The organism is Methanoculleus methanifontis (genome assembly GCF_030464365.1).
Classification (GTDB): Archaea; Halobacteriota; Methanomicrobia; order Methanomicrobiales; family Methanoculleaceae; genus Methanoculleus; species Methanoculleus methanifontis.
Genome location: NZ_VCYI01000011.1, coordinates 40,554 through 63,403, shown reverse-complemented (window position 1 = coordinate 63,403; position 22,850 = coordinate 40,554). Strand labels below are relative to the sequence as shown.

The following is a 22,850-nucleotide window of genomic DNA, read 5'->3' as shown; positions in this document are numbered from 1 at the left end:
CAATTGTAATGAGGGTTTTGCGATCCGGTCCCCGGGCACCTGATGGATTTTCCGGGGAATGGCCGGCCTTCATGATGAATGCGGCGAAAAAAGGGCCGGAGAGGGCATCCGGCCAAACCGGGTTCCTGCGTGCTCCCGTACGTACCCCTGTTCAGTCCCCGGCGTTCTGTCCCGGGGCGCGCCTCCTGCGTGCCAGTTCCGGGCGAAAAAGCCGCCGTACGAGGCCGGCACAGCATTTCAGGCAGAACGGCGTGAAGAACCAGGCTCCCATTTCCATGAGGGGGAAGAGACCTTTGCGGCGTATCCGGTAACGGTAACTCTCGAGGTTCATCTTCATATAGACTGGCGCGATCTCCTCGAACCATCGTGTCCTGGTGAGCCTGCCCTCGGCGACCGGTCGCGAGATCTCGGAAAGGAAGTTCAGGATCTCCTCACCCATCGCCCCCTCTGCGGGATAGGGTATGAAATCGTTGCCGATGATGAGCGGCACCGCCTCATACGACCCGACGACACCGTTCTTCTGCAGATCGACCGAGAGCATGATCGCCTCCCGCGAGATGTTGTGGGGCCAGCGCGGCTCGAACTGGAACATGCCGAGCGAGTAGGCAATGAGCCCTCCGTGGTAGCGTTCGATCGCCTGCATGGTATGGGAGTGGTGTCCAAGGATCAGGGTGGCTCCTGCATCGATGAGCCGGTGGGCGAGGTCGATCTGCTCAGGAGATGGGTAGTAGGCCATCTCCGTCCCCCAGTGCAACGAGACGGCGATATGGTCACACCGACCCTTGAGGGATGCGATATCTTTGAGGACATCCTCCTCGACCAGCCGGTTGACCGAGACTTCGCGTGAGATTGCGAGTTTGCCGATCGTGTAACCCGCGAACCCGATTGAGACACCGTTCTTCTCGAGGATGACCGGCTCCTGGCGTTCTTCGGTTACCGAGCCGCCGATGGCGACGATGCCCCGTCGCTCGAGTGCGTTCAGGGTGTTCTTGAAACCTTCGACCCCGAGGTCGCCTGAGTGGTTGTTTGCGACACTCATGACGTCGAACCCGGCCTCTTTCAGATACCGGGCCGCATCCGGGCATGTGAAGATCACGTGGTGTTTCTCTGCCGGTTCGCCCGTATCCGAGAGGGTGGTCTCCAGGTTCCCGAAGAGGATGTCTTTATCCTGGAGGAGATGGGCGACCTGCCCAAACGGGTACTGGTGGTTCGCCGTCCGAACCCATATGTCTCCTACTGCCGTTAATCTGAGTTTTTGCATGGTTCTCACACCGAAATGCCCCACTGGCCCAGCGGGAGTTCCTGTATCAGGAACTGGTATTTGCCGCGCCGGGTGCGGGGGATCTCATCGACGAAGCGGATGGTCACGTCCACGTCGCCGTCGAATTTTCTGTCGAGTTCCCGGAGGATGCGTTCCGTGTCGCGGTCGCCGTATCCGGGTTTTTTTACGATCCGTAGCAGAGTCTCTCCTTCCTTCTCCTGGTGAAACTGGAACTGTGCGACGTTGTCGAAGATGTCGGAGTGCATGTTTACCGCGGTCATCGATATGAACCGGCGGTTCTTCGTCACGATGAATTCCTGGAGCCTCCCCTCGACCCGTTCGAGCATCGGGTAGGCACGGCCGCAGGTGCAGGAGTCTCGCCCGCGAACCGCGACGTCCATGGTGCGGTAGCGGATGAGGGGGCAGACGAAGTTGGTGAGGTTGGTCGTGACCACCTCGCCCATCGCCCCCGGCCCCTGGACGGGCTGTCCATCTCGCCCGATCAGTTCGACGATCCCGTATTCGGGGAAGATGTGGTAATGGCTGCTCTCCTCGCACTCGCCGGCAAGCACCGTCTGTTCGGAGTTGCCGTACCAGGAGAAGACGCGGCAGCCGAAGGCCTCGGTGAGGAGGTCGCGCTGCCAGGGGTAGAGGTTCTCCGACCCGCAGAGGACGGCCTTGACGGTCGGGAACGGCTCGATCCCGTGCTCCCGCATGTACCTTGCCAGGATCGTCGCCACCGAGGGATACGCCTGGATGAAGCGGGGTTTGAACCTCTTGATCCGGTCGATGTAGGCGGGCAGCGTCTCCTCGGTCATGTGATGGGAAGACATCAGCAGCCACCGGCCGCAGAGGGTCTTCTTCCAGTAGACACCTTCTTTTGCCGACTCGACGATGTAGCCCCGGAGGACGACGCAACGGTCGGTGAACCGGTAGCCGACGCGGTCCCACTGGGTCTTCATGAACGCCCATTCCCGGGCGCGGGAGACCCCTTTCTCGTAGTAGAACCCGACCGGGATACCGGTGGAGCCGCCGGTGGTGACGTACTCGAAGGCGGACTCCGGGTAGTTTTGGGCTTTTAAGTCGGGGAGGTTGGTCTGGAGGTCTTCCCGGGTCAGGAACGGGAGGAGCACCAGGTCGTCGGGAGTCTGGATGTCCTCCGGGACGAGGCTCTGCTCCTGAAAGACCCGGCGGTAGTAAGGGACATTCTCGTAAGCGTGGTCGAGCAGGCACAAGAGCGCCCGGGCCTGGTGGGCCGCGAGTTCTTCCCGGTTCCACCTCTGGGACTCCTGGAGAAGGGCGTAGGTCTTTTGGTACGCAGAGTATGCGGGGAGGATGCAAAGCGCCCTCGCCGTCACAGAATTCTCGAGCCGGAGAGGCTTCAATCCCCGATGATTCATCCGCACACCCATCGAGGTGCTCATATCGATACTCTGCATTAAACGTTTTGCTCCCGGTACGGCTGAATGGCATCAGCGGCGCGATGAAGACGACCGGCTTCCCTGGAGACCGGGTGCGTTCAGAAGAAGTTCTCGGAGTATGGTATCGAAGTCAGATCCCGGCCGGATGTGCGGGAAAAATGTTTCAGGAACTCAGGAAAGAGGCTATTCTCCGGTATGAGCACCCAGATGTCGCCGTATGCATCCGAACCGTTGCCCTCCCACGAACGGAACGAAACGTCGTCCATGGCAAGGAGGCGGAGTGCGACCATGCCCCTACCTCACGTGCTCCGGTATATAATGATTCCTGCCTGCGAGTCCGGGCTCGCTGCCCGGGCTGGGTGGCTGCGCCCGGCCCCGCGGCGACCGGTTGCGCGATCCGCCGGAACCAAAGAAAGGTATATGAATCCGGGAGGTGATTAGAGGTCGCGGGGCCTCAGACTGCATGACAACACCGGAGTGACGGAAGGAATGGCAGCGATCAGAGTCGAGGACAGAGATACATGGGATACCTTCATCGAAGAGAGCCCTTCGGGCCTCCTCTTTCATAAGTGGGACTACCTGCACCTGACGGCAAACCATACGAAGAGCACGCTTCTTCCATACGCGATCTATAATGGCGACGAGCCGCTCTGCGTGTTTCCGCTCTTCTGGAAGCGGATACACGGTATCAACGCCGTTTTTTCACCCCCGCCTCTCACGGTGATTCCCCACCTCGGGTGCGTGACGAGCGGGAAGTTCGGGTCGCTCAAGCGGAGCAAGAAAGAATCCCTTCTCAGGCTGATCGCAGAAGAGATCCGCGGGGAACTCCTGGAGATTTCGCCGAACTACCTCTCGGTAGCCTTCGTCCCGGGATTCGAAGATATACGACACTACCTCTGGGACCGGTGCGATGCACGGGTCCGGTATACCTACACCATCGATCTTACGCAGCCGATCGAGGAGATCTGGAACAACCTCAACGCCAAGCTCCGCACCACACTGAGGAAGGAGTCGAAGGCGGGTCTTCGGCTGGAGAGATCCGGCGATGTCTCCACGCTTTATGCGTTCATCTCTGATCGTTACCGTGACCCGTCGCTCGACATACCGGCGATCAAGCGCGACTACCTCGAGGATCTCGTGCGTGCCTACCCGGAGATCGGGATCTACATCCTCTACGATGCAGAGGACGAGGTCGCGGCCGTGGTGGCCGCCCAGGAGTACAAGCGGTTCCTGTTCTGGTTGGGGACCCCGAGGATCGAGAACCCTCATGCAGGGAACGAGTATCTCCAGTGGCTCCTGATTGAGCGTGCACACGCCGAAGGCTACCGGACGTTCGAGAATATGGGTGCGAACAACCCCGGTCCGGCCCTCTTCAAGTCGAAGTTCAACCCCGATCTTACGATGTACTTTGAGGTCGAGAAGAAGGATGCCCTCGGCACGTTATCCGAGTGGGCATACCGTTCTTTTGTGAAACGGTTGATGATGGCGACCGGCAGGATTTAGGGTTCGGGTTCGCGGTACCGTGCAGCATAGTATCCCGATACTCCCGGTTCAGGATCCCTGATGTCCGGAAACACCGGGATGGGTATCGTGTTTGTGCGCCCGGTCGCGCTGTATGCCCCGGCATGGGCCCGCGATCCGTTAGTTTTATATGGCCGATTGCAGGAGTTAAAGACCTGCCGGAGATCTCCGGCAGAGCGGAGGAAAAACGGCTTGCCGGTCGAGATCATCGCTGACAGAGATATCTGGGATACCTTCATCGACGAGAGCCCTTCAGGTCTCCTCTTTCATAAGTGGGACTTCTTAACGATCACAGAGCGGCATACCGGGTATACGTTTCTCCCTTACGGCATCTACCGGGGCGAAGAACTGCTCGCAATCTGCCCCCTCTTCTGCAGGCGGATGAACGGCGTCACCGTTGTGCTCTCGCCGCCGCCCATGCAGGCGGTCATACCGTATCTCGGGGTGGTCATGGGCAGGAATTATGCAGCGGCGAAGCAGAGCAAAAAGGAGTCGATGCTGCAGGCGGTGGCCGACGGGCTCAAGGAAGCCCTCCGCGATATTGCGCCGAACTATCTCTCGATGACGTTCGTCCCGGGCTTTCACGACATCCGCCGGTTCATCTGGGACGGCTACCGGACCGGGATCAACTACTCGTATACGATCGACCTCGCACCGTCGATCGAGACCCTCTGGGGGAACGTGAACGCGAAGCTGCGCACGAGCCTCCGGCGGTTCGAGAAGGAGGGGTACCACCTGGAGGAGGGCGACGGTCTCACCCTGTTCTACGAGACGGTGCGCCGGCGGTTCAGCCGCCCGGATATGAACATCCCGATGATCAACCGCGACTACTTCGAGGATATCTTCCGGGCGTATCCGGATCACGCCCATGTCTACCATCTCTACGACCGGGCCGGCGACCTCAAAGGGGTCGGCACGACCCTGGAATACAGGCGTTATATCCTCTGGGTCGGCGGGCCGAAGATCGACGGCACGTCGGCGAACGAGTATCTCCAGTGGTGCCTTATCCGGAACGCGAAAGAGAAGGGTTTCTTGGAGTTCGAGAATACCGGGGCGAACAACCCGAACCTGAACGTGCATAAGGCGAAGTACAACCCGGATCTTGCTATCTTCTTTGAGGTGAGCAGAAAAGACGGCGTGGGCAGGGTTGCGGAGTGGGCGTACAGCAACATCGTCAACAGGCCGCTGATCAAGAAGAGGTTTGTCCCCTACATAAGGTGATCGGGAGGGGTCTGCCGGGGTCCGGCATCTCCCGGATCCGCTTAAATCGGTGCAGCCCCGCGCTCCCCGGTGTTGCCGGGAAAGATATAAATATAACTCCTGAGGTATCCTGTGTCAGCCCCGGTCAGGCATGACCGTTCGGCTGGAAGTCAGACTCTATGGTGCTCGAACTTGTTAAAGACAGGGGCGTGTGGGATTCATTTGTCGATGCAAGTCCGTACGGGCTGCTTTTCCACGGGTGGGACTACATGACGGTCACAGCCCGGCATACGGGGTACCAGCTCCTCCCGTACGGCATCTACAAGGGGGAAGAACTCGTCTGCCTCGCCCCGCTCTTCTTCAGGAGCGTGCACGGGGTCAAGACGCTCTTCTCGCCCCCGCCCATGCAGGCGGTCATCCCCTACCTGGGCCTTATCCCGGCGAAGGATTTTACCGCGTTGAAACTGGGCAAACAGGAGGCGATCATGGATCTCGTTGCGACGGATCTCTCTGCAGAGATCGACGCGATATCGCCGCATTACTTCTCTCTGACCTTCGTCCCCGGCCTCACCGATGTCAGGCAGTTCATCTGGAGGGGGTATACGCCGAAGGTCCACTACACCTACGTGATCGATCTTACGCGGCCGCTCGAGACGATCTGGGGGGATTTCCACTACAAACTCCGGAATAAGATCAGAAAAGCCGAGAAGGCCGGGATGGATCTCGTGCGGAGCACCGATATCTCGGATCTTTATACGGCGCTTGCCGGGCGGTTCAGCCAGCCGGATATGAACATCCCGATGATCAGCAGGCGTTACTTTGAGGACCTCTTCCGGGCGTACCCGGATCATCTCGCGGCATACTACCTCTACGACCGGGAAGGTGCGCTCACGGGGGCCGTTGCCACCCAGGAGTACAAGCGGTTCCTGCTCTGGATGGGCACGCCGCGGTTCGAGAGTGTTCACGCAGGGAACGAGTATCTCCAGTGGCTCCTGGTTCGGCGTGCACGGGCTGAAGGCTACTCGTACCTGGAGAACATCGGGGCGAACACGCCCGACCTGAACTTCTTCAAGTCCAAGTTCTGTTCGGTTCTCGGCATGTATATGGAGGTCTGCCGGAAGGATATGGTCGGGACTCTGGCGGAATGGGCGTACACCTCTGTCTTTAACAATCCCCGGCTGAAGCGCAGGGTCGTCCCCTACATCGACTGAACGCTCAGAGATCGCCGATCGAGATGGGGAGTTTCTGGATGAGGTACCGGAACTTGCCGCCTTCGGTACGGGGGATCTCATCAACGAAGCGGACGTGGACGTTCACCCCGTCACCGAGCTGGCACCGGAGTTCAGCGGTCAGTTGCCGGGTGTCCTTCTCGGTGTAGGCCGGTTTTCTGACGACCTTCATGATGAGTTCGCCCACCTCCTCCTGGTACATCTGGAACTGCCGTATATTCTCGAACGCCTCGGATTCGTAGTTGATGGGCGTGACGGAGATCAGGTGTCCGCTCCGGGTTACGATGAACTCCTGGAGCCTCCCCTCCACCTTCTCGAGCAGGGGGTACTGTCTCCCGCAGGAGCACCGCTTCTCCGTGGTGACCGCGACGTCCATGGTGCGGTAGCGGACGAGGGGGCAGACGAAGTTGATGAGGCTCGTCGCGACCACTTCGCCCATCGCCCCCGGCCCCTGGACGGGTCGGCCGTCCCTTCCGATCAGTTCGACGATCCCGTATTCGGGAAAGATGTGGTAGTGGGCGCTCTCCTCGCACTCGCCGGCAAGCACCGTCTGTTCGGAGTTGCCGTACCAGGAGAAGACGCGGCAGCCGAAGGTCTCGGTGAGGAGGTCGCGCTGCCAGGGATAGAGGTTCTCCGACCCGCAGAGGACGGCCTTGACGGTCGGGAACGGTTCGATCCTGTGCTCCCGCATATATCGTGCCAGGATCACGGCAGTGGAGGGGTAGGCGTGGATGAACCGCGGCTTAAACCAGCGGATCCGGTCGATGTAGTCCGGCAGGGTCTCCTCGGTCATCTGGTGGGAGGACATGATCAGCCACCGGCCGAAGAGCGCACGCCTCCAGTAGGTGCCACTGGGTACCGTGTCCACGACGTGCCCCCGGAGTATGACGCAACGGTCGCCGAACCGGTAACCGACGCGGTCCCACTGGGTCTTCATGAACGCCCACTCCCGGGCGCGGGAGGCCCCTTTCTCGTAGTAGAACCCCATGGGGGTGCCGGTGGAGCCGGACGTGCGCACGTACTCGAAGGCGGACTCCGGGTAGTTTTGAGCTTTTAAGTCGGAGAGGTTGGCCTGGACGATCTCCTTGGTCAGGAACGGGAGGAGTTCGAGGTCCGCCGGGCCCTGGATGTCCTCCGGGATGAGGTCGCGTTCTTGAAAAACCTGGCGATAGTAGGGGACATTCTCATAGGCGTGGTCGAGCAGGCGCGAGAGTGCCTGCGCCTGGTAGGCCGCGAGTTTTTCGCGGCTCCACCACTGGGATTGCTGGAGGAGCGCATACATCTGCTGGTAGGTGCGGTAAGACGGCACCAGGCTGAGTGCCTTTACGGTGAGCGGGTTTGCGCGTGACGCCCATCGGTGAAGACCTGCCTTCGTATGCATACCTCCCTGGTCAGGCGAGAAGGTCGGGGGAAGCATGTTCGACAATCCCCCCTTCTCGTTCGCTGAAGTGTATCGGCAGGTCCTGAACGAAGTAACGATACTTGCCGCGGGCGGTGAGCGGTATGTTGTCGACGTATCTGATGGTGATCAGAACGTCGTCACCGCAACTCCTGCTCACTTCCCGGTAGAGGTACTCCGCGTCCTGCTTGCTGAAGGCCGGTTTTCTCACGACATTCAGTATGACTTCCCCAACTTTCTCCTGGTAGAACTGAAACTGTTTAACGTTATCGAACGCATCGGTGTCAATGTTCATGGCAATTCCGGAGAGGAGTTCGCCTTTACCTGTCACGATGAAGTCCTGAACCCTCCCCTCGACTCGTTCGAGTATCGGGTAACTCCGGCCGCAGGTACAGGGGCCCCTGCCCGCTGTGGCAAGGTCCATGGTGCGATAGCGGATGAGGGGGCAGACGAAGTTGGTGAGGTTGGTCGCGACCACCTCGCCCATCGCCCCCGGCCCCTGGACGGGCTGTCCATCTCGCCCGATCAGTTCGACGATCCCGTATTCGGGGAAGATGTGGTAATGGCAGCTCTCCTCGCACTCGCCGGCAAGCACTGTCTGTTCGGAGTTGCCGTACCAGGAGAAGACGCGGCAGCCGAAGGCCTCGGTGAGGAGGTCGCGCTGCCAGGGGTAGAGGTTCTCCGACCCGCAGAGGACGGCTTTGACGGTCGGGAACGGTTCGATCCCGTGCTCCCGCATGTACCGTGCCAGGATCACGGCCGTGGAGGGGTATCCCTGGATGAAGCGGGGTTTGAACCTCTTGATCCGGTCGATGTAGGCGGGCAGCGTCTCCTCGGCCATGTGATGGGAAGACATCAGCAGCCACCGGCCGCAGAGGGTCTTCTTCCAGTAGACACCTTCTTTTGCCGATCCAACGATGTAGCCCCGGAGGACGGCGCAACGGTCGGTGAACCGGTAGCCGACGCGGTCCCACTGGGTCTTCATGAACGCCCATTCCCGGGCGCGGGAGACCCCTCTCTCGTAGTAGAACCCGACCGGGATACCGGTGGAGCCGCCGGTGGTGACGTACTCGAAGGCGGACTCCGGGTAGTTTTGGGCTTTTAAGTCGGGGAGGTTGGTCTGGAGGTCTGCCCGGGTCAGGAACGGGAGGAGCACCAGGTCTTCGGGAGTCTGGATGTCCTCGGGGACGAGGCTCTGCTCCTGAAAGACCCGGCGGTAGTAAGGGACATTCTCGTAGGCGTGGTCGAGCAGACGCGAGAGCGCCTTGGCCTGGTGGGCCGCGAGTTCTTCCCGGCTCCACCCCTGGGACTCCTGGAGAAGGGCGTAGGTCTTTCGATAGGTGTTATAAGCCGGGAGGAGCCCGAGAGCTTTTGCAGTGAACGATTCCCTGCCGCAGATCCTCTCTCCCAGACGAACCATGATCTTCGTTCCCTTCTTTACGCGCTCTTCTTCCATATCCACCGAAAACGGACGGTCACGCCGCCTCTTCGTCCCACTGCTTTTCAGTCTCCACTGTCGCTTTCCGGCTGTTCTTCGGGTGATCCGCCCGGATGAATGCTCGCCGGTGCATCGCGATACTATACCCCCGAACAACGTATATAAAAATTGGCATGCTGTCATCTCTCCCATTCGGGATCAGGGTTCTATGGACGAATGGATAGCCTCCTGGGGAAATACGGCAGGAGTCCGGATCCGAGTCATCTCAACAGATTGCCTGATTTTCTGGATTTCCTGTCAAAGAATACCTTTTCGCAAACATAGCCCGATAACCTGGCCGATTGGATAAGTTATAAATATGCGGAGCCCTATCAGGGGTATGTCTTGCTAAGATAAGGCGACAGTCACCGGGGATGCGCGCCTTCGGCATGAAGGTGCATGCCCGGAACAGGGGGGATAATGATTCTGGATAGGGCCGTACCTGATAGCAGTAGCAGCGCAGAGACCTTTACGGGTCCCTCAACGGAAAATGATATTCTAAATGAGATCCGGGCACTGGCCGGCGGGCTGCGCAAACGGAATGGAGACGCTCCGCACGACCTCGATTTTACGGTTCCCATCGGATGGGAGGAGCGGATAGGCCATCTCGACGATCAGCCCATCAGGCGGCTGATCATCTTCCTCCGTTCCACGGGGTGCGAGTGGGTCGAGAAGACGGGGGGGTGCACCATGTGCGGGTTTTACTGTGCAACGTCCCGGGGCAGGGAGATATCGGCGGACGAGTACGTTGCGCAGTTCGAGTACGTGATGGATACCGTCGATCTCGAGGATTACCCGATCGTCTCGATCTACAACGACGGCAACATCTTTAACGAACGCGAGATGCCGGTTGCCGCCATCGAGAAGATCTGCTCGTACATCGACGGCTACAAAAACATCAAAAAGGTGGTCGTCGAGTCGAGGATCGATTATTCCCCCGATGAGCACGTGGCAAAGATGAAGAAAGCCTTGAACGGGCGGCAGCTCGAGGTGGCGTTCGGGTTCGAGTCTGCAAACGCCCAGGTGATGAACCTCTGCATCAACAAGGGGTTCTCGGCGAACAACTTCGATCTCTTCCATTCGAGGATGCGGGGGATGGGCGTGCTGACGAAACCGCTCCTCCTGGTAAAACCGCCGTTCCTTACCGAAGGAGAAGCAATAAATGATATTCTGCAGACCATCTCCTACTGCGTCTCGCGCGGGATCGATTACGTCGACCTCGAGGTGACGACGGTCGAGAAGAACACCGTCGTACACGAACTCTGGAAGAACGATCTCTACCGCCCGCCGTGGCTCTGGACGCTCATTGAACTCCTGCAGCAGTGCCGGGAGCGGTTCGGGAACCGTGCCCATGTCTACGTCAGCCCCTGGAACTACTCGGTCGAGTCGCTCGACTGGGCCCGGAACTGCGGGACGTGCGATGCCGAGATTACGGAAGCGATCCAGCGTTACAACTCCTATTTCGACACGGCGGAGTTCGACAGCCTGGACTGCTCGTGCCGCGAGGAGTGGAAGGAGGGCGTTTCGGTGGAGGAATCCCGCACCGTCCCGGAGAGGATCCGCGAGCAGCTGGCGTATGTCCGAAACGCCCGGATTTCGTCCCCGTAAACGCTGAGCCGGTATCAGGCGGGGGGCCCGGGCTCTCCCCGGGTGTTTTTTTTCTGTTGGTGCGATGTTTCGGAGCGAGAGCAGCACGTGGTGATATCGCTAATAGGGGAGGCGGCTCGCGGGGAGGGGCCTGCTTCTTCTCCGCCCCCTGCTCATAGATTGCTGCCTGTAGCCCCCACCCCGCCCGGCCTTCGGCCTCCTCCCCCGCCCCGGGGGCGGGGGCAGTGCGTGGCGATAGCCGGTGGAATAGGGCTCTCGGTGTTCCGAGAAATGACAGTTACTCCACCTGAGGCCTGAGAATCAAAGATAGCCAGATTCTCAGTTTCAGTCAAGTCTTTTTGTGGTGTTGGTATATCCTGTGCCACCACACTTCTGGCACGTTGTTATGCCAAGAGAATCCTTTCCAGTTCCTTTACAGACTCTGCATTTCTCTGGCGGACTGAAGACTTCGATTTGCCCCTCCCCTTGGCACACTGGACAATGGTAAAATCCTGTTAATCCCTTTCCACTACCCCTGCAAAACCCACACTTAACTTTGGTTTTTTTTAGGTTTTATTGACAAACTCTGTTTTTCACCAGCGATTTTCTTCTGATTATTTTTATAATCCTTTATCTGGCTATCTACGGTACCGTGAATGCCATTATGGCAGTTACTGCACAGAAGAGTCAGATTTCGAGTAATTGTGATCTCTGGATCCCCATTAATATGATGAATGGCAAATTGGTGGGGATCCGTATAAGGCAGACTGCACACGTCACATTTTGCTTTATACTTACGGACGATTTCTTTGCCTTGTGCATCGTCAGGGCTTATCCTTTCTTTCTTTTTCCTTTCTCCAGAGTCGACACGTTTTTTCTCCCCTAAGAAAAGTCGCTTTACGTATGATTCGCGTTTTGTCTCATTTATCACCATGATGAGAAATCATTATTCCATACCAAATACTTGTCGATGCTTATTTCGCGGAATTGTTTGGGAATAGAATACGCAGCAAAATGAATGTGGGAAATTAACCTTTAGCCTTGAAAAGCCTTTTTTAAATTGAATCCTTGAAATAAAGGTGAGCTCCAGCAATACCCCTACCATAACGGGCAGTGTGAATAACCCACCTTAACAGTATACGAGTTCGTCCAAAAAGATCTCCGAACCTCCGGCATACCCTAACCGGAGCCCTTACTTCCCAGTTATCTACCATTTGAGCCACATTCTGAACAAGAAGGGTGAAACGGCTTTCCATTGGATATCGCCACTCGGGGGAGAGTCCGGGAGGGGGTGTCCCCCTCCCGGCAATAGCGTTTGGGACAACTTCTACCTTTGCGCATATCTCTGCTATTTTAGTAACTGAAGTCGCCCGAACAGTATTCGGCGACTACAGATCCTCATGGTTCAAAGCTTTTTACATGCGTTATCGGAAATTTGAGTATATGATTTTATATCGCTTTTATGCCCCTTTCAAATATCTTCCCTCAGGGAAGAGGCTTTTTGGGACGGCTTCGCTATCAAGGCCGTAAAGGGGCCCGTCCTTAGACATCGCAAAAATTGGTTGAACTGCTTCACAACCCCACCCGCCCGGGATCGATCTCCTGCGCTGTCCCGGTATCGATCGACTCCCATGCCGCAAACGTTGCAAGCGTCGTTGCGACGCTTGCGGCGAATTCCGGCTCCTCGCCCTTCACGAACGCCAGGAGTTCCTCGGCAAACCCTTTCTCCTGGGCGAGCCACCGTCTCTCCCGCGATGCCTTCCCCTCCCGCCGGAGTTCGAGGTCGCGGAAGTCGGTGATCCTCCCGACAGCGTTGCCGGCGAAGACCTCGACGGTCTCTTTGGGGTAGGAGCGGTCGCCGAGCGTCGTGTAGGTGACGGTGCCGAGCGACCCGTCGTCGAAGGTTAGGGTCGCCTGGAAGTTGTCGTACTTCTGGAGCGTCCCGGTCGGCTCGATCGCCCGGGCAACGACCTGGACCGGCCGTGCCCCGGTGATGTACTGCATGAAGTCGATGAAGTGGCAGCACTCCGAGATCAGCATGCCGCCGCCCTGCTCGTCGTCGTGCACCCAGTGTTCGGGCGGGATCTGCCCGGCGTTGACCCGGTAGTGCAGGACGGCGGGAGTTGCCCGGTTTGCGAAGAAATTCTTCATCTTCACCGCAAGCGGGGAATAGCGGCGGTTGAACCCGACCATCAGCCGCTGCCCGGACTCGTTTCTGGCCTCGACGATCCGCCGGAGGCCGTCGATATCGGTCGCAAGCGGTTTTTCCACGAAGACGTCTTTTCCGGCACGCAGCGCGTTGATCGCCATCGGTGCGTGGAGATCGTTTCTGGTCGCGATCATCACTGCGTCGATATCGGGGTCGTCGAGGATCCTCTGGTGGTCGGTGGTGCAGTAGGCGAACCCGTACTTCTTCGCGACCGTCTGCGCCGAGAGTCCCGTCGCGGTCGCGAGCCCCCCGAGGTTCACTGGAAGGGCGGAGAGGTGCGGGTAGAGGGCGCTCTGGGCGTGAACCCCGGCGCCGATACACCCGAGCGTCCGGGCCGCGGCCGGAGCCTTCCGTGTCCGTGCGCCGGGCCCCGGGAAGCGGACGACGGTGCCGGAGGCACCCGCACCGTTCGGGCTGTACTGCAAGAGAACCCCGATGAACCGTTCTTTTCCGGTGTTGATGAGGTCGTAAGCCCCCGGTGCGTCGTCGAGCGGGAACGTATGGGTGATCAGGCGGTCGAGGTCGATCTTCTTCTGGCGCACCAGTTCAAGGAACGCCTCCATGTTCCTCTTCTCCGTCCACCGAACGTAGATCGGGTAGTCGATCCCCCGCTCCTCGTAGTTCCTGTCGTAGCGGCCGGGGCCGTATGACCGGGAGACGACGACCTCCGCCTCTTTTGCGTAGAAGACATCCCGGGGCACGTTCATGCCGACGTTCCCGACGACCACGACCCTCCCCTTATCCCGGACCAGGCGGCCGGCGGCCTCGATTGGGGCGCTTGACCGGGTGGCGGCGGTGATGACGACCGCGTCCGCCCCGAACGGCGATAACGCCCGCGCCCTCTCGAAGAGGCCGTCGTAGTTCGAGACGACGTCCGCACCGAGGCATTCTGCGAGTAAAAGTTTCTCCCGGTCGATATCGATCCCGATCACCCGGCACCCTGCGGCTTTGAGGATCTGGACGGTGAGAAGCCCGATCAAACCGAGCCCGATCACCGCGACGTTCTCGCCCACGGTGACATTCGCGTTTCTCGCGCCGTGCATCGCGATCGCTCCTACGGTCGTGAACGCCGCCTCCTTAAACTCGACACCGTCGGGGATCCTGACGCAGAGGTTCTTTGGAACCGAGACGTACTCGGCATGCACCGCATACCCGGCTCCGGCGCAGGCGACGCGGTCGCCGACCTCGAACTCGTCGGACGCGGTCGTCACCACCGTGCCGGCAGAGCTGTAGCCGAGTGGTTCGGGTTTCGCCAGGCGGCTCATCGCCTGCTGGTAGGCCGAGAGAGGGCCGTCCGTCCCCACTTTCTGGATGACTTTTTTCACATCGTCGGGGCGTGCCTTCGCCTTGCCGACGAGCGACTGCTGTGCGAGGTTGATCAGCGACGACTCCGTGCCGGCGCTGATGAGGGAGTAGGCGTTCTCGACGACCACCCCCCTCGTTACGGCGGGAACGGGAACGTTCTCCACCTGGATGGACCCTGACTGCAGGTCGAGCAATACCTGTTTCATATGTGGTTCTCCCAGACTCTCGACTGACTGAGGCAGTCGAGCACCTCCGAGGTCATGAAGAGATCGGGGAAGTTATTCGACGGTTCCACGGTTGAAGTTCGGATCCCGAGCAGTCGGCAGAGCGCCTCGAACGACCGCGTCTCCGGGGTTTCTCCGTACCGGCGGCGGGCGATCTCGCGATACATGCCGTAGCCGAACCGGAACGCCCGGTGCCGCAACGGGTAGTTCCCGAGCGACGCCGCCCTCGCCGCCGTGGCGACGGACGGGACGAGACCTGCCCAGGAGCCGGGCTCCCACCGGGGGGTGAGCCCCTGCACATCCCGCTCGAGCTGCTCAAGACAGCGGTCGGCGTGTTCGCGGTAACGCTCGTCCGTCCGCGACGCATAGACGAACGAGGCCAGGGCGAACGCGTACGCCCCAGAGAGGTAGTAGGCGAAGGATAGCCCGCTCCTCGACCAGTCAAACCGCCCGCCGGGGCGCTGGGCGTCCGCAAGCCACCGCACGCCTTTCGCGATGCTTCCGTCGACCCGCTCGTCGCACAGGGCATCGTTTGCCTTTGCGAGGTAGTAGATCGTCACCCCCTGGTAGTGCACGCAGGGGAGATTGAAGACGTAGGGATAAGTCCCCTTATCGACCGCGTAGGGGTAGACGCCGTCGCGCCGCTGGTGGCGGACGACGTTCTCCGCCGCCCGCAACGCGGCTGCACGGGCTTCCTCATCGTCGTAGCGCTCCGCATACCGGGCGAGGAACGCCCCGCAGGAGGCGTCGACGTTCAGGTGGTCGGCGGTGTAGCCCCGGGACTTCAGGAAACATCCCCGGCTCCTCTCGGCGGCGAGGACATAGTCCCGGGCCTTTGAAAGCGCCTCCTCGTGCGGATACCGCTCCGCCGCTTCCAGGAGCGCGTCGCCGATAAACGCCGTGATCAGGGCCGAAGGCTCGTTGTAGTTCACGTGAACCTCGTTGTAGGATCCGTCCTGGTTCTGGCACCCGACAGTGTAGTCGAGGATCGGGCCCACGAGCGGGTCGCCGCCTGACCGGAGCATCGCTTTTGCGACCTCGGCGTGCACGCGGTTCCGGATGACCGGAAAGACCGGGTCGCGGATGTACGCGGTCTCGCCGTCGACGACGGCGAGCTCCCTGACCTCCCCGGCAACGCGGGAGAGAAGCGATCTTATGCGCCCGTCCATGTCATCCTCTCAATGTAGTGTTTCAGTTTCAGGGCAACCGATCGCCGGTCGTAGTGCTCCGCGACGTACTCCCGGCCACGGCGCCCCATCTCCTCTATCTTCTCTGGATCGTCGAGAAGCGCGGAAAGCGTCGTGGCGATCGCCTCCGGTGTGTTCTCGGCGATGACCCCTGCACCCGACTTCTTCGCGAGATGGGCGATCTCACCGTTCCCGCAGCCGACGAAGGGTATCCCGCACGCCATGTACTCGTAGGCCTTGGTGGGGGCGGCGTATTCGAGGTTCGCGAGCCTCTTTAAGGGCGCCACCCCCACGAGTGATTCCGAGAGCAGCCGCGGGATCTCCTCGCGGGGAAGGGTGCCCGTGAAGACGACGGAGTCGGTCAGGCTCTCCGCCTTCACCAGCCTCTCAAGACTCTTCCTGGTGTCGCCGTCGCCGACGATGACGAACTTCAGGTTGTAGGTGCCGTTCATCGACTTGACGGCGAGAGCCACCTTGTCGAGATCCTGGGCGTGCCCGACGTTTCCGGCGTAGATGATCTGCCGCTTCTTCCCGTGGTTCGCGGGACGGAAGAAGTCGGTGTTGACGCCGTTCGGCATCAGTTCCATGGGAGCGGTAACCCGATAGCGCGCCGAGATCCTCCGCCCGAGCTCTTCCGTCGTGACCCCGACGAGGTCGGCCCGGTCAAGACACATCTGCTCGAATATCCGGCTCACTTTCTCGTAGAGGCTTCCTTCCCTGAGGAAACCAAGGCCTATCGATGCATCGATCCAGAGGTCGCGGATATCGAGGATCCACTTCACCCGTGACGTCCGTTTCAGGACGTACCCCGGGATCCCGGTGAAGAGCGGTGGCGCCGACGTCATGATTGCGTCGAACCGGTTCCGGGTGAAGAGCAGCCAGAGTGCGGCATGCACCGGGAAGGAGAGGTAGTAGGCCATCCTGCTGACAAACCCCGGATCGCCGGTGCCCGGTTGCCAGGTCCAGAGGCGGACAATCCGGATCCCATCGACCTCCTGCACGTCCGAGCGCTTCCAGGTACGGGAGAACGAGCCGGTAGGGAACGTGGGGTGCGGCGCAAGCACAGTCACGCCGATCCCCAGTTTTGCAAGGTGTGCGGCGGTGTCATGGATTCTTGATGCGTTACCTGATTTTTCCGGCGGAAAGTGCTGTGATACGATGCATACCTGTTTCATGCAACTCCTCGTAGTATCTGAATGGGGTCGTGGGGGACCGGCTGGCGGTCCCTGCTTTGCGAAACCGTGTACGGGAGGACTAAAGGAAGCCCTCCCGCCCGTTCGGAGAGAGCAGGGATACGGAGGGCGGCGATGAGGACGCAATCGGCCGCGAGGCGCCTGCAGAATACAGCCCTGCCGGAGCCGCGATCTCTCCCGGAACCGTCTGCTGCACCGATGAACCGTCACCCAGCACACGGACGGTAAAGCCCTGGTCGGTCCACTTCTCGTGATCGAGGATGTTCCGGGCATCTATGACGAACTTCGTCCTCACCTGGAGTTCTGCTGGGTCAAGTTCCCGGAAACAATCGTGATCGGTGAGGATGACGATACAGTCGCTACCGGCGGTTGCTTTTGGGAGATCCATGAGGGGGTGCGCGAACTCTGTTACATACGGGTCGTGACACCGGATAGCGTATCCCTCGTTCTCGGCGAGCTGGATGAACTTGAACGCCGGGCTCTCCCGGGTATCGCCGACGTTGCCCTTGTAGGCGGCGCCGAGGATGCTGATCACCGGATCCTGAACGCCGGCGAGAAGGCCACGTGCGATACGCAGCACATAGTTCGGCATGGAGTCGTTGATCTCCCGCGCAGTGGAGACCATCCTGCACCGGGTTGAGTTCTCGGTCAGGAACCAGGGGTCGACGGCGATGCAGTGCCCTCCGACACCCGGACCGGGGTTGAGGACGGTGACCCGGGGGTGCTTGTTTGCGAGAGTGATCGCCTCCCAGACGTTGATCCCGCACTCTTCCGCGAGCTGGGCGAACTCGTTTGCGAGCGCGATATTCACGTCGCGGCAGGTGTTCTCCATCAACTTGACGAACTCCGCCGTCCTCGTGTCGGTCTGGTATATCTGCCCGCGGACGAAGGTTCGGTAGATCGCGGTGGCCTGGTCGGTGGAGTCCCGGTCGTAGCCGCCGATGATGCGGTTGTTGCCCGTCATCTCCTGCAGGGTTCGCCCTGGTATCGCCCGCTCGGGGCAGTGGGCGTAGAGGAAGTCTCCGGCGGCAACACCGCTCTTTTCGAGTCTCGGGATGATGACCCGTTCGCTGGTTCCTGGAGGGACGGTCGATTCGAGGACGACCAGGTTCCCTCCGCGAAGATGGGGGGCGATCATGTCGGCTGCGCTCTTGACGTAGGAGAGGTTGGAGACTTTTGTTGCCGGATCCAGGGGTGTCGGCACGGCAATCAGGAAGACGTCGGCGGTCTCCGGCTCGGTTCTGGCGAGGAACCGGCTTTTGGCCTCGCTGTACAGGGCGTCGAGCCCTGGCTCCCCGAACGGCAGGCTCCCGCGATTGAGGCAATCCACAACGCTCTGCTTCACGTCAACGCCCACAACATCCGCTCCACGAGCCGCAAACAACAGTGCAGTCGGTAATCCTATGTATCCTAATCCCAGTACGCAGATCTTCATTTGCATTCTCCTCGGGCAATCATTGGGGCCGTGCGGCGGCACAGACCATGACAATCATTTTCCCGGCAATTCCATCGCCGTAGGGGTTCTTCCACCCGGATTTCCAGGTTTCTGCGGAACGAACCGCTTCGAGTATTTTTCTTGAGTCAGCACCGACCAGGATGTTCGATCCGACGTCCAGCGTCTCGGGCCGCTCCGTGTCGTAGCGCATCGTTGCACAGGGAACGCCGAGAACACAGGCCTCTTCCTGGACGCCGCCGGAATCGGTCAGCACGAGTTTCGCCTGCGACTCCAGCTGCAGGAACTCCAGGAACCCGAAGGGTTTGGTGAGGTTTAACCCGTCGACACCGAAGCCCAGTTCCTTGATCCGTTTCTCGGTTCGCGGGTGGACGGGGAAGACGACCGGGAGGGAGAACTCCTTCTGCACCACTTCGAGCCCTTTTAAGATCTCTTTGAGCCGTTTCCGGTTGTCCACGTTCTCCTGCCGGTGGGCGGTGACAAGGAAGTATTCACGGGGCTCGAGATCGAGTTCTTTCAATACGTCGCCCTTTTTCTTCGCTATGCCGAGATTCTGGTATACCGCATCGACGACGGTGTTGCCGGTCACACAGATCTTCCGCTCAGCGATCCCCTCGCGGATGAGGTTCTCTCTCGCGCTCTCCGTCGGGGCGAAGAGGTAGTCTGAGATATGGTCGGTGAGCACCCGGTTGATCTCTTCGGGCATCCAGCGGTTGAAACTCCGGAGTCCCGCTTCGATATGCCCCACCCTCATATGCAACTTCGATGCTGCCAGAGCCGCGGCCATGACGGTGTTCGTATCTCCCTGCACCAGAACGACGTCGGGCGACTCTTTCTGGAGAACGTCCTCGACGCCGGTCATGATCTTTGCCGTCTGGCCGGCATGAGTTCCGGAACCTACGTCGAGGCTGTAATCCGGCTCGGGGAGTTCGAGTTCCTCAAAAAAAAGCCGATCCATCTCATAGGAGTAGTGCTGCCCGGTATGCAGGATGAAGTAGTCAATACCCCTGCGTTCGCACTCCCTGATGACGGGGGACATCTTGACGATCTCCGGCCGCGTGCCGAGTATCACTCCAATCATTCTTCACGTCTCCTCTGCATCGTATCGTTCACCCCGCTCACTCCCGCATCCTTGCAATGAGGGTAAGCGTCAGGCCCAGCATGAGTGCGACCGTCCCCGGGATCAGGAAGAGCGATGCAAGCATACCGTGTTCTATCGGGACGAGGCCGGTTTCACTGAATCCCTGGAGGAACTGGAGGAAAAAGAAAATCCCGGTGAACATCGCGGCAATCCCGGGCAGGCCGATGTGGAGGAGTGGTTTTCTCTCCACGGCAAGCCAGAATATCGATCCGAGCACCTCCATACCATGAGAAAGGGGGTTCTTTGTGGATGTATCGAAATCACCGTATTTGCAGTTGATCGGCGTCTCCCCGATACGCAAACGTCTCTCCTGGGCGATCTGGAGCATCTCCGATTCAGTCGAGAAATCATCCATCCGAAGCGAGCCGAGCATCGATTCCATGGTCTTCCTGTTCAGCGCCCGAAAGCCGCACTGCGAGTCGGTTATTGAACTCGCGTTGCTGGAGGCGATATCGAGCACCGCCCGGCCGAACCGCCTGTAAAACGGCATCTGGTCGAAGGTTCGAAACCCGATGACGAGATCGGCGGCATCGGCGCGGATCTGTTTGACCAGGAGAGGTATCTCCCCCGGGTCGTGCTGGCCGTCCCCGTCCATGAGAACCAGGCAGTCGTAGTCGTGGTCGACTGCATACCGTACAGCGTTCTTGATCCCCTGCCCTTTCCCCTTCTGAGTTCCGTGCGAGATGACGGTCGCCCCTGCATCTCGGGCAACCTTCGCGGTGCTGTCCGTGCACCCGTCGTCTATCACCAGGACTTCGTCGACGTGCTGCCGGGCCCGCAGAACGACGGAACCGATCGCAACCTCCTCATCGAGACAGGGGATCGCCGCAAGCGTTCGCATCCCGCTTGATCTTCGGGACACAACAGCGGCGGCCTCGGCGGTTTCGTTCATTACCCGCCGGTTTCCCGGAGCCACCGGTGTCCTCAGTGGGTTGATCTGTTCCTGAACCTCACAGCGGAGGGTCGGGACGTCTATCGCGCTCTCCTGCCCGACGCTCCGGGGGACATGCCGTTCAATCCATCTGTCTCTCTCTGCATCCAGGTACTGCGGCAACGGCACAGTTGTTTCTTCAGCGAACCACCCCTCCAGGTGAGCGGGTGGCCTCGCCCGAACCGGATCCTTGTCGTACATCCACTTTCCCCTCTTGACGTACTGAAACGGGACTGTTGTGGCATATATTAATAGGTTATTATTAAAGTAATCTATTTAACTTTTTATAAAATAAGCTACATTGGGTTTACCTCGGCGCCCCTAAACCCGTATCTCGCTAGTTAAACGTTCCGGCACAAGAGCGCATGGTTGCCAGGTTTTGCCGGGGGCGGCCGGGAACGCCACACACCGTGATTTCTGGTACGTGCAGTAATATCGGATACTCTTTTTCGGAAGAATTAAGTGGAGCAGTTCCGGATGATGGGCGGAACGACTCTTTTTCCCTGCCGCACCGCTTCCGGAAGATCCATTGTCCGCGGCCTGATCCTTTCAAAACAGCAATAATTAGGGAGGTCGGTTTCCCGATCCCCTCTCCTTTATGGTGCTCCATTGGGAAGTATTATATTCCGGGTGTGTCGGGCTGCCGGCGATCCGGTGCAAGGTGTGCGGAGATCTCCGCCATGAGGACATGGTAACGATAGCGGTCGGCCAGGTGGCGGCTGCTCTTTCCGTCAATCGGGAGCGGCGTAAAGGGAACCCCGTAATCGATGTTCCAGAGGATCAACCCCTCGGGGGGAGCCGCAGCGACTCTCGGATCCGTCGGCCTGGTAAGAAGCCGTGTGATCTCCCCGGTTTCAGCCTCGCCTCTTCCCACCCCCTCAAGCATTGTCGCCATGCACCTGACCATGTTCCAGAGGAAACTCTCGCCCGTTACCTCGAATACCGCGAACCGCCCGTCCGCAAAGACCCGTGATGCAAGGATCCTCCGCTCGGGGTTCCGGTCGCCGACACGGGCGAACACCGAAAAGTCGTGCCGCCCAAGAAACTCCTGCGCCGCTTCGTCCATGGCGGCGACATCACCGGGGGCAGAGAAGTAGTAGCGGTACGTCCTCGATACGGCGCTGTAGCGGGGGTGGAACCCTTCCGGGGCCTCGGCCCACCCTGTACACCAGATGTCCGCCGGAAGCACCCGGTTCAGCGCTTCGATCGCCCGATCCGGCTTATCGGTCAAGAACGAACAGACCTGGGCCCGGGCGTGTACCCCGCGGTCGGTGCGGCCGGCGGTGGCGAAGTTCGCCTCCCGCCAGCCGTCGAAGAGTCCGAGATTCCTGCAGGCCTCGATGAACTCGCCCTCCACGGTGCGGAGGTCGGGCTGCATCTGCGAACCGAAGAACCGGTCGCCGAAGTACGCGAAGCGGAACGCCAGGTTCATCGGTGTACCGTCCGCCGGATTCTACGGAGGGCGCCCTTGAGGGATTGGCGGGTGTAGGTGTGGAGCGGGGTCATCCTCCCGCCCGCCATCGTCCGCCCTCCCCGGATCGCGGAGAGGATGGAGGCCACATCCGGTTCGGCCGTGACGTAGGTGACCCCGAATCCGACGTAACGGGCGTTATGGGCGTCACTCCCGGCAACGCCGGGTTTTCTGAACCTTTTCGCTATGACTGCGGCTTTCCGGTTCGCCGACCCGGTGATGTAACGGCTGTTGAAGACCTCCACCGCGTCCACCGCGCTGATACCGGCTGCGAGCCTTCTCCCGACGCCGTGGCGCCAGCGGTGGTATGGGTGTGGGAGGATCAGGAGAGCGCCCCGGGCACGTGCGACGGCGACGGTCTCGAAGAAGTCGAGACCCGCCGGGAGGGGTTCCGTGACGCCGAGCGCGAGGAGATGGCCATGCTTTGTCGAGACCTCGATACCCGGGATCACGGTCACGGGGGTGTCGCACTCGAGGGCGTAGAGGGCACCCTCCACCGTATCGTGGTCGGTGATCGCGATGGCGTCGAGGCCGACCGCCTCCGCTCGCCGGAGAATTTCCTCCACACTGCTCTCTCCGTCCTTGGAGAACCTGGTGTGGACATGCAGATCGCACCGCAGCATGAGATCAGATTATTTGTC

Annotated in this window: 18 protein-coding genes; 4 read left to right on the top strand and 14 right to left on the bottom strand. The window is 60.0% G+C overall.

All coding sequences use genetic code 11. The features are described from left to right. Nucleotides 1–151 precede the first annotated feature (151 nt). The 3 genes from FGW20_RS09140 to FGW20_RS09130 all read right to left on the bottom strand — a co-directional run bounded on the left by FGW20_RS09140 (nucleotide 152) and on the right by FGW20_RS09130 (nucleotide 2,972). Entirely contained in the window at nucleotides 152–1,261 is a 1,110-nt protein-coding gene (locus tag FGW20_RS09140; RefSeq protein WP_301677782.1) for a CapA family protein, read from the bottom strand. Between the two features lie 5 nt (nucleotides 1,262–1,266). Further along, nucleotides 1,267–2,700 carry a phenylacetate--CoA ligase family protein gene (locus tag FGW20_RS09135; protein WP_301677781.1) on the bottom strand — a complete coding sequence of 478 codons (1,434 nt, stop codon included), beginning with the start codon at nucleotides 2,698–2,700 and terminating at the stop codon, nucleotides 1,267–1,269. 80 nt (nucleotides 2,701–2,780) lie between these two features. Further along, the gene (locus FGW20_RS09130) at nucleotides 2,781–2,972 is read right to left on the bottom strand and encodes a hypothetical protein (protein ID WP_301677780.1); all 192 of its coding nucleotides are present in this window, start codon (nucleotides 2,970–2,972) and stop codon (nucleotides 2,781–2,783) included. A gap of 199 nt (nucleotides 2,973–3,171) precedes the next feature. On the opposite strand from FGW20_RS09130, the gene FGW20_RS09125 reads away from it, so the two are divergent. The 3 genes from FGW20_RS09125 to FGW20_RS09115 all read left to right on the top strand — a co-directional run bounded on the left by FGW20_RS09125 (nucleotide 3,172) and on the right by FGW20_RS09115 (nucleotide 6,614). Then, nucleotides 3,172–4,185, top strand: a complete 1,014-nt coding sequence (locus FGW20_RS09125; protein WP_301677779.1) for a GNAT family N-acetyltransferase — start codon at nucleotides 3,172–3,174, stop codon at nucleotides 4,183–4,185. A gap of 60 nt (nucleotides 4,186–4,245) precedes the next feature. Then, complete coding sequence (locus tag FGW20_RS09120; protein ID WP_301677778.1) at nucleotides 4,246–5,424, top strand: GNAT family N-acetyltransferase; 1,179 nt, start codon at nucleotides 4,246–4,248, stop codon at nucleotides 5,422–5,424. Between the two features lie 248 nt (nucleotides 5,425–5,672). Next, a complete protein-coding gene (locus tag FGW20_RS09115; RefSeq protein ID WP_367617938.1) occupies nucleotides 5,673–6,614 on the top strand; it encodes a GNAT family N-acetyltransferase in 942 nt (313 codons plus the stop codon). Nucleotides 6,615–6,618: 4 nt separating this feature from the next. Here the strand turns inward: FGW20_RS09115 and FGW20_RS09110 are convergent, their stop codons facing one another. Continuing rightward, a complete protein-coding gene (locus FGW20_RS09110) occupies nucleotides 6,619–8,013 on the bottom strand; it encodes a phenylacetate--CoA ligase family protein (protein ID WP_301677776.1) in 1,395 nt (464 codons plus the stop codon). A gap of 10 nt (nucleotides 8,014–8,023) precedes the next feature. Further along, nucleotides 8,024–9,487, bottom strand: a complete 1,464-nt coding sequence (locus tag FGW20_RS09105) for a phenylacetate--CoA ligase family protein (RefSeq protein WP_437178576.1) — start codon at nucleotides 9,485–9,487, stop codon at nucleotides 8,024–8,026. A 441-nt stretch (nucleotides 9,488–9,928) separates the two neighbouring features. Between FGW20_RS09105 and FGW20_RS09100 the strand changes: the two genes are divergently transcribed. Next, entirely contained in the window at nucleotides 9,929–11,116 is a 1,188-nt protein-coding gene (locus FGW20_RS09100) for an archaeosine biosynthesis radical SAM protein RaSEA (protein ID WP_301677775.1), read from the top strand. A 529-nt stretch (nucleotides 11,117–11,645) separates the two neighbouring features. On the opposite strand, the gene FGW20_RS09095 is transcribed toward FGW20_RS09100, so the two are convergent. From FGW20_RS09095 to FGW20_RS09055, 9 genes are all read right to left on the bottom strand, one after another. Next, the gene (locus tag FGW20_RS09095; RefSeq protein WP_301677774.1) at nucleotides 11,646–12,029 is read right to left on the bottom strand and encodes an HNH endonuclease signature motif containing protein; all 384 of its coding nucleotides are present in this window, start codon (nucleotides 12,027–12,029) and stop codon (nucleotides 11,646–11,648) included. Nucleotides 12,030–12,667: 638 nt separating this feature from the next. After that, the gene (locus FGW20_RS09090) at nucleotides 12,668–14,815 is read right to left on the bottom strand and encodes a bi-domain-containing oxidoreductase (protein WP_301677773.1); all 2,148 of its coding nucleotides are present in this window, start codon (nucleotides 14,813–14,815) and stop codon (nucleotides 12,668–12,670) included. Further along, a complete protein-coding gene (locus tag FGW20_RS09085; RefSeq protein WP_301677772.1) occupies nucleotides 14,812–16,002 on the bottom strand; it encodes a prenyltransferase/squalene oxidase repeat-containing protein in 1,191 nt (396 codons plus the stop codon). Before FGW20_RS09085 ends, FGW20_RS09090 begins: the two co-directional genes overlap by 4 nt. Next, complete coding sequence (locus FGW20_RS09080) at nucleotides 15,987–17,195, bottom strand: glycosyltransferase family 4 protein (RefSeq protein ID WP_301677771.1); 1,209 nt, start codon at nucleotides 17,193–17,195, stop codon at nucleotides 15,987–15,989. The genes FGW20_RS09085 and FGW20_RS09080 overlap by 16 nt, the downstream gene beginning before the upstream one ends. Before the next feature lie 79 nt (nucleotides 17,196–17,274). After that, nucleotides 17,275–18,648: a nucleotide sugar dehydrogenase gene (locus FGW20_RS09075; RefSeq protein WP_301677770.1), complete on the bottom strand. Its 1,374-nt coding sequence runs from the start codon at nucleotides 18,646–18,648 to the stop codon at nucleotides 17,275–17,277. Between the two features lie 19 nt (nucleotides 18,649–18,667). Beyond that, nucleotides 18,668–19,747, bottom strand: coding sequence for a non-hydrolyzing UDP-N-acetylglucosamine 2-epimerase (wecB, locus tag FGW20_RS09070; RefSeq protein ID WP_301677769.1), 1,080 nt, complete (start codon nucleotides 19,745–19,747; stop codon nucleotides 18,668–18,670). Nucleotides 19,748–19,784: 37 nt separating this feature from the next. Then, on the bottom strand, nucleotides 19,785–20,939 hold the full coding sequence (locus FGW20_RS09065) for a glycosyltransferase family 2 protein (RefSeq protein WP_301677768.1): 1,155 nt from the start codon (nucleotides 20,937–20,939) through the stop codon (nucleotides 19,785–19,787). A 418-nt stretch (nucleotides 20,940–21,357) separates the two neighbouring features. Further along, nucleotides 21,358–22,170, bottom strand: coding sequence for a tRNA pseudouridine(38-40) synthase TruA (gene truA, locus FGW20_RS09060; RefSeq protein WP_301677767.1), 813 nt, complete (start codon nucleotides 22,168–22,170; stop codon nucleotides 21,358–21,360). Next, entirely contained in the window at nucleotides 22,167–22,832 is a 666-nt protein-coding gene (locus FGW20_RS09055; protein WP_301677766.1) for a CehA/McbA family metallohydrolase, read from the bottom strand. The genes truA and FGW20_RS09055 overlap by 4 nt, the downstream gene beginning before the upstream one ends. Nucleotides 22,833–22,850: the final 18 nt, after the last annotated feature.

What these genes read in the sequence shown, in the direction of transcription:
- FGW20_RS09140 (WP_301677782.1), bottom strand. Translation starts at nt 1,261, where the DNA reads ATGCAAAAACTCAGATTAACGGCAGTAGGAGACATATGGGTTCGGACG.
- FGW20_RS09135 (WP_301677781.1), bottom strand. Translation starts at nt 2,700, where the DNA reads ATGCAGAGTATCGATATGAGCACCTCGATGGGTGTGCGGATGAATCAT.
- FGW20_RS09130 (WP_301677780.1), bottom strand. Translation starts at nt 2,972, where the DNA reads ATGGTCGCACTCCGCCTCCTTGCCATGGACGACGTTTCGTTCCGTTCG.
- FGW20_RS09125 (WP_301677779.1), top strand. Translation starts at nt 3,172, where the DNA reads ATGGCAGCGATCAGAGTCGAGGACAGAGATACATGGGATACCTTCATC.
- FGW20_RS09120 (WP_301677778.1), top strand. Translation starts at nt 4,246, where the DNA reads ATGTCCGGAAACACCGGGATGGGTATCGTGTTTGTGCGCCCGGTCGCG.
- FGW20_RS09115 (WP_367617938.1), top strand. Translation starts at nt 5,673, where the DNA reads ATGACGGTCACAGCCCGGCATACGGGGTACCAGCTCCTCCCGTACGGC.
- FGW20_RS09110 (WP_301677776.1), bottom strand. Translation starts at nt 8,013, where the DNA reads ATGCATACGAAGGCAGGTCTTCACCGATGGGCGTCACGCGCAAACCCG.
- FGW20_RS09105 (WP_437178576.1), bottom strand. Translation starts at nt 9,487, where the DNA reads ATGGAAGAAGAGCGCGTAAAGAAGGGAACGAAGATCATGGTTCGTCTG.
- FGW20_RS09100 (WP_301677775.1), top strand. Translation starts at nt 9,929, where the DNA reads ATGATTCTGGATAGGGCCGTACCTGATAGCAGTAGCAGCGCAGAGACC.
- FGW20_RS09095 (WP_301677774.1), bottom strand. Translation starts at nt 12,029, where the DNA reads ATGGTGATAAATGAGACAAAACGCGAATCATACGTAAAGCGACTTTTC.
- FGW20_RS09090 (WP_301677773.1), bottom strand. Translation starts at nt 14,815, where the DNA reads ATGAAACAGGTATTGCTCGACCTGCAGTCAGGGTCCATCCAGGTGGAG.
- FGW20_RS09085 (WP_301677772.1), bottom strand. Translation starts at nt 16,002, where the DNA reads ATGGACGGGCGCATAAGATCGCTTCTCTCCCGCGTTGCCGGGGAGGTC.
- FGW20_RS09080 (WP_301677771.1), bottom strand. Translation starts at nt 17,195, where the DNA reads ATGAAACAGGTATGCATCGTATCACAGCACTTTCCGCCGGAAAAATCA.
- FGW20_RS09075 (WP_301677770.1), bottom strand. Translation starts at nt 18,648, where the DNA reads ATGAAGATCTGCGTACTGGGATTAGGATACATAGGATTACCGACTGCA.
- wecB (WP_301677769.1), bottom strand. Translation starts at nt 19,747, where the DNA reads ATGATTGGAGTGATACTCGGCACGCGGCCGGAGATCGTCAAGATGTCC.
- FGW20_RS09065 (WP_301677768.1), bottom strand. Translation starts at nt 20,939, where the DNA reads ATGTACGACAAGGATCCGGTTCGGGCGAGGCCACCCGCTCACCTGGAG.
- truA (WP_301677767.1), bottom strand. Translation starts at nt 22,170, where the DNA reads ATGAACCTGGCGTTCCGCTTCGCGTACTTCGGCGACCGGTTCTTCGGT.
- FGW20_RS09055 (WP_301677766.1), bottom strand. Translation starts at nt 22,832, where the DNA reads ATGCTGCGGTGCGATCTGCATGTCCACACCAGGTTCTCCAAGGACGGA.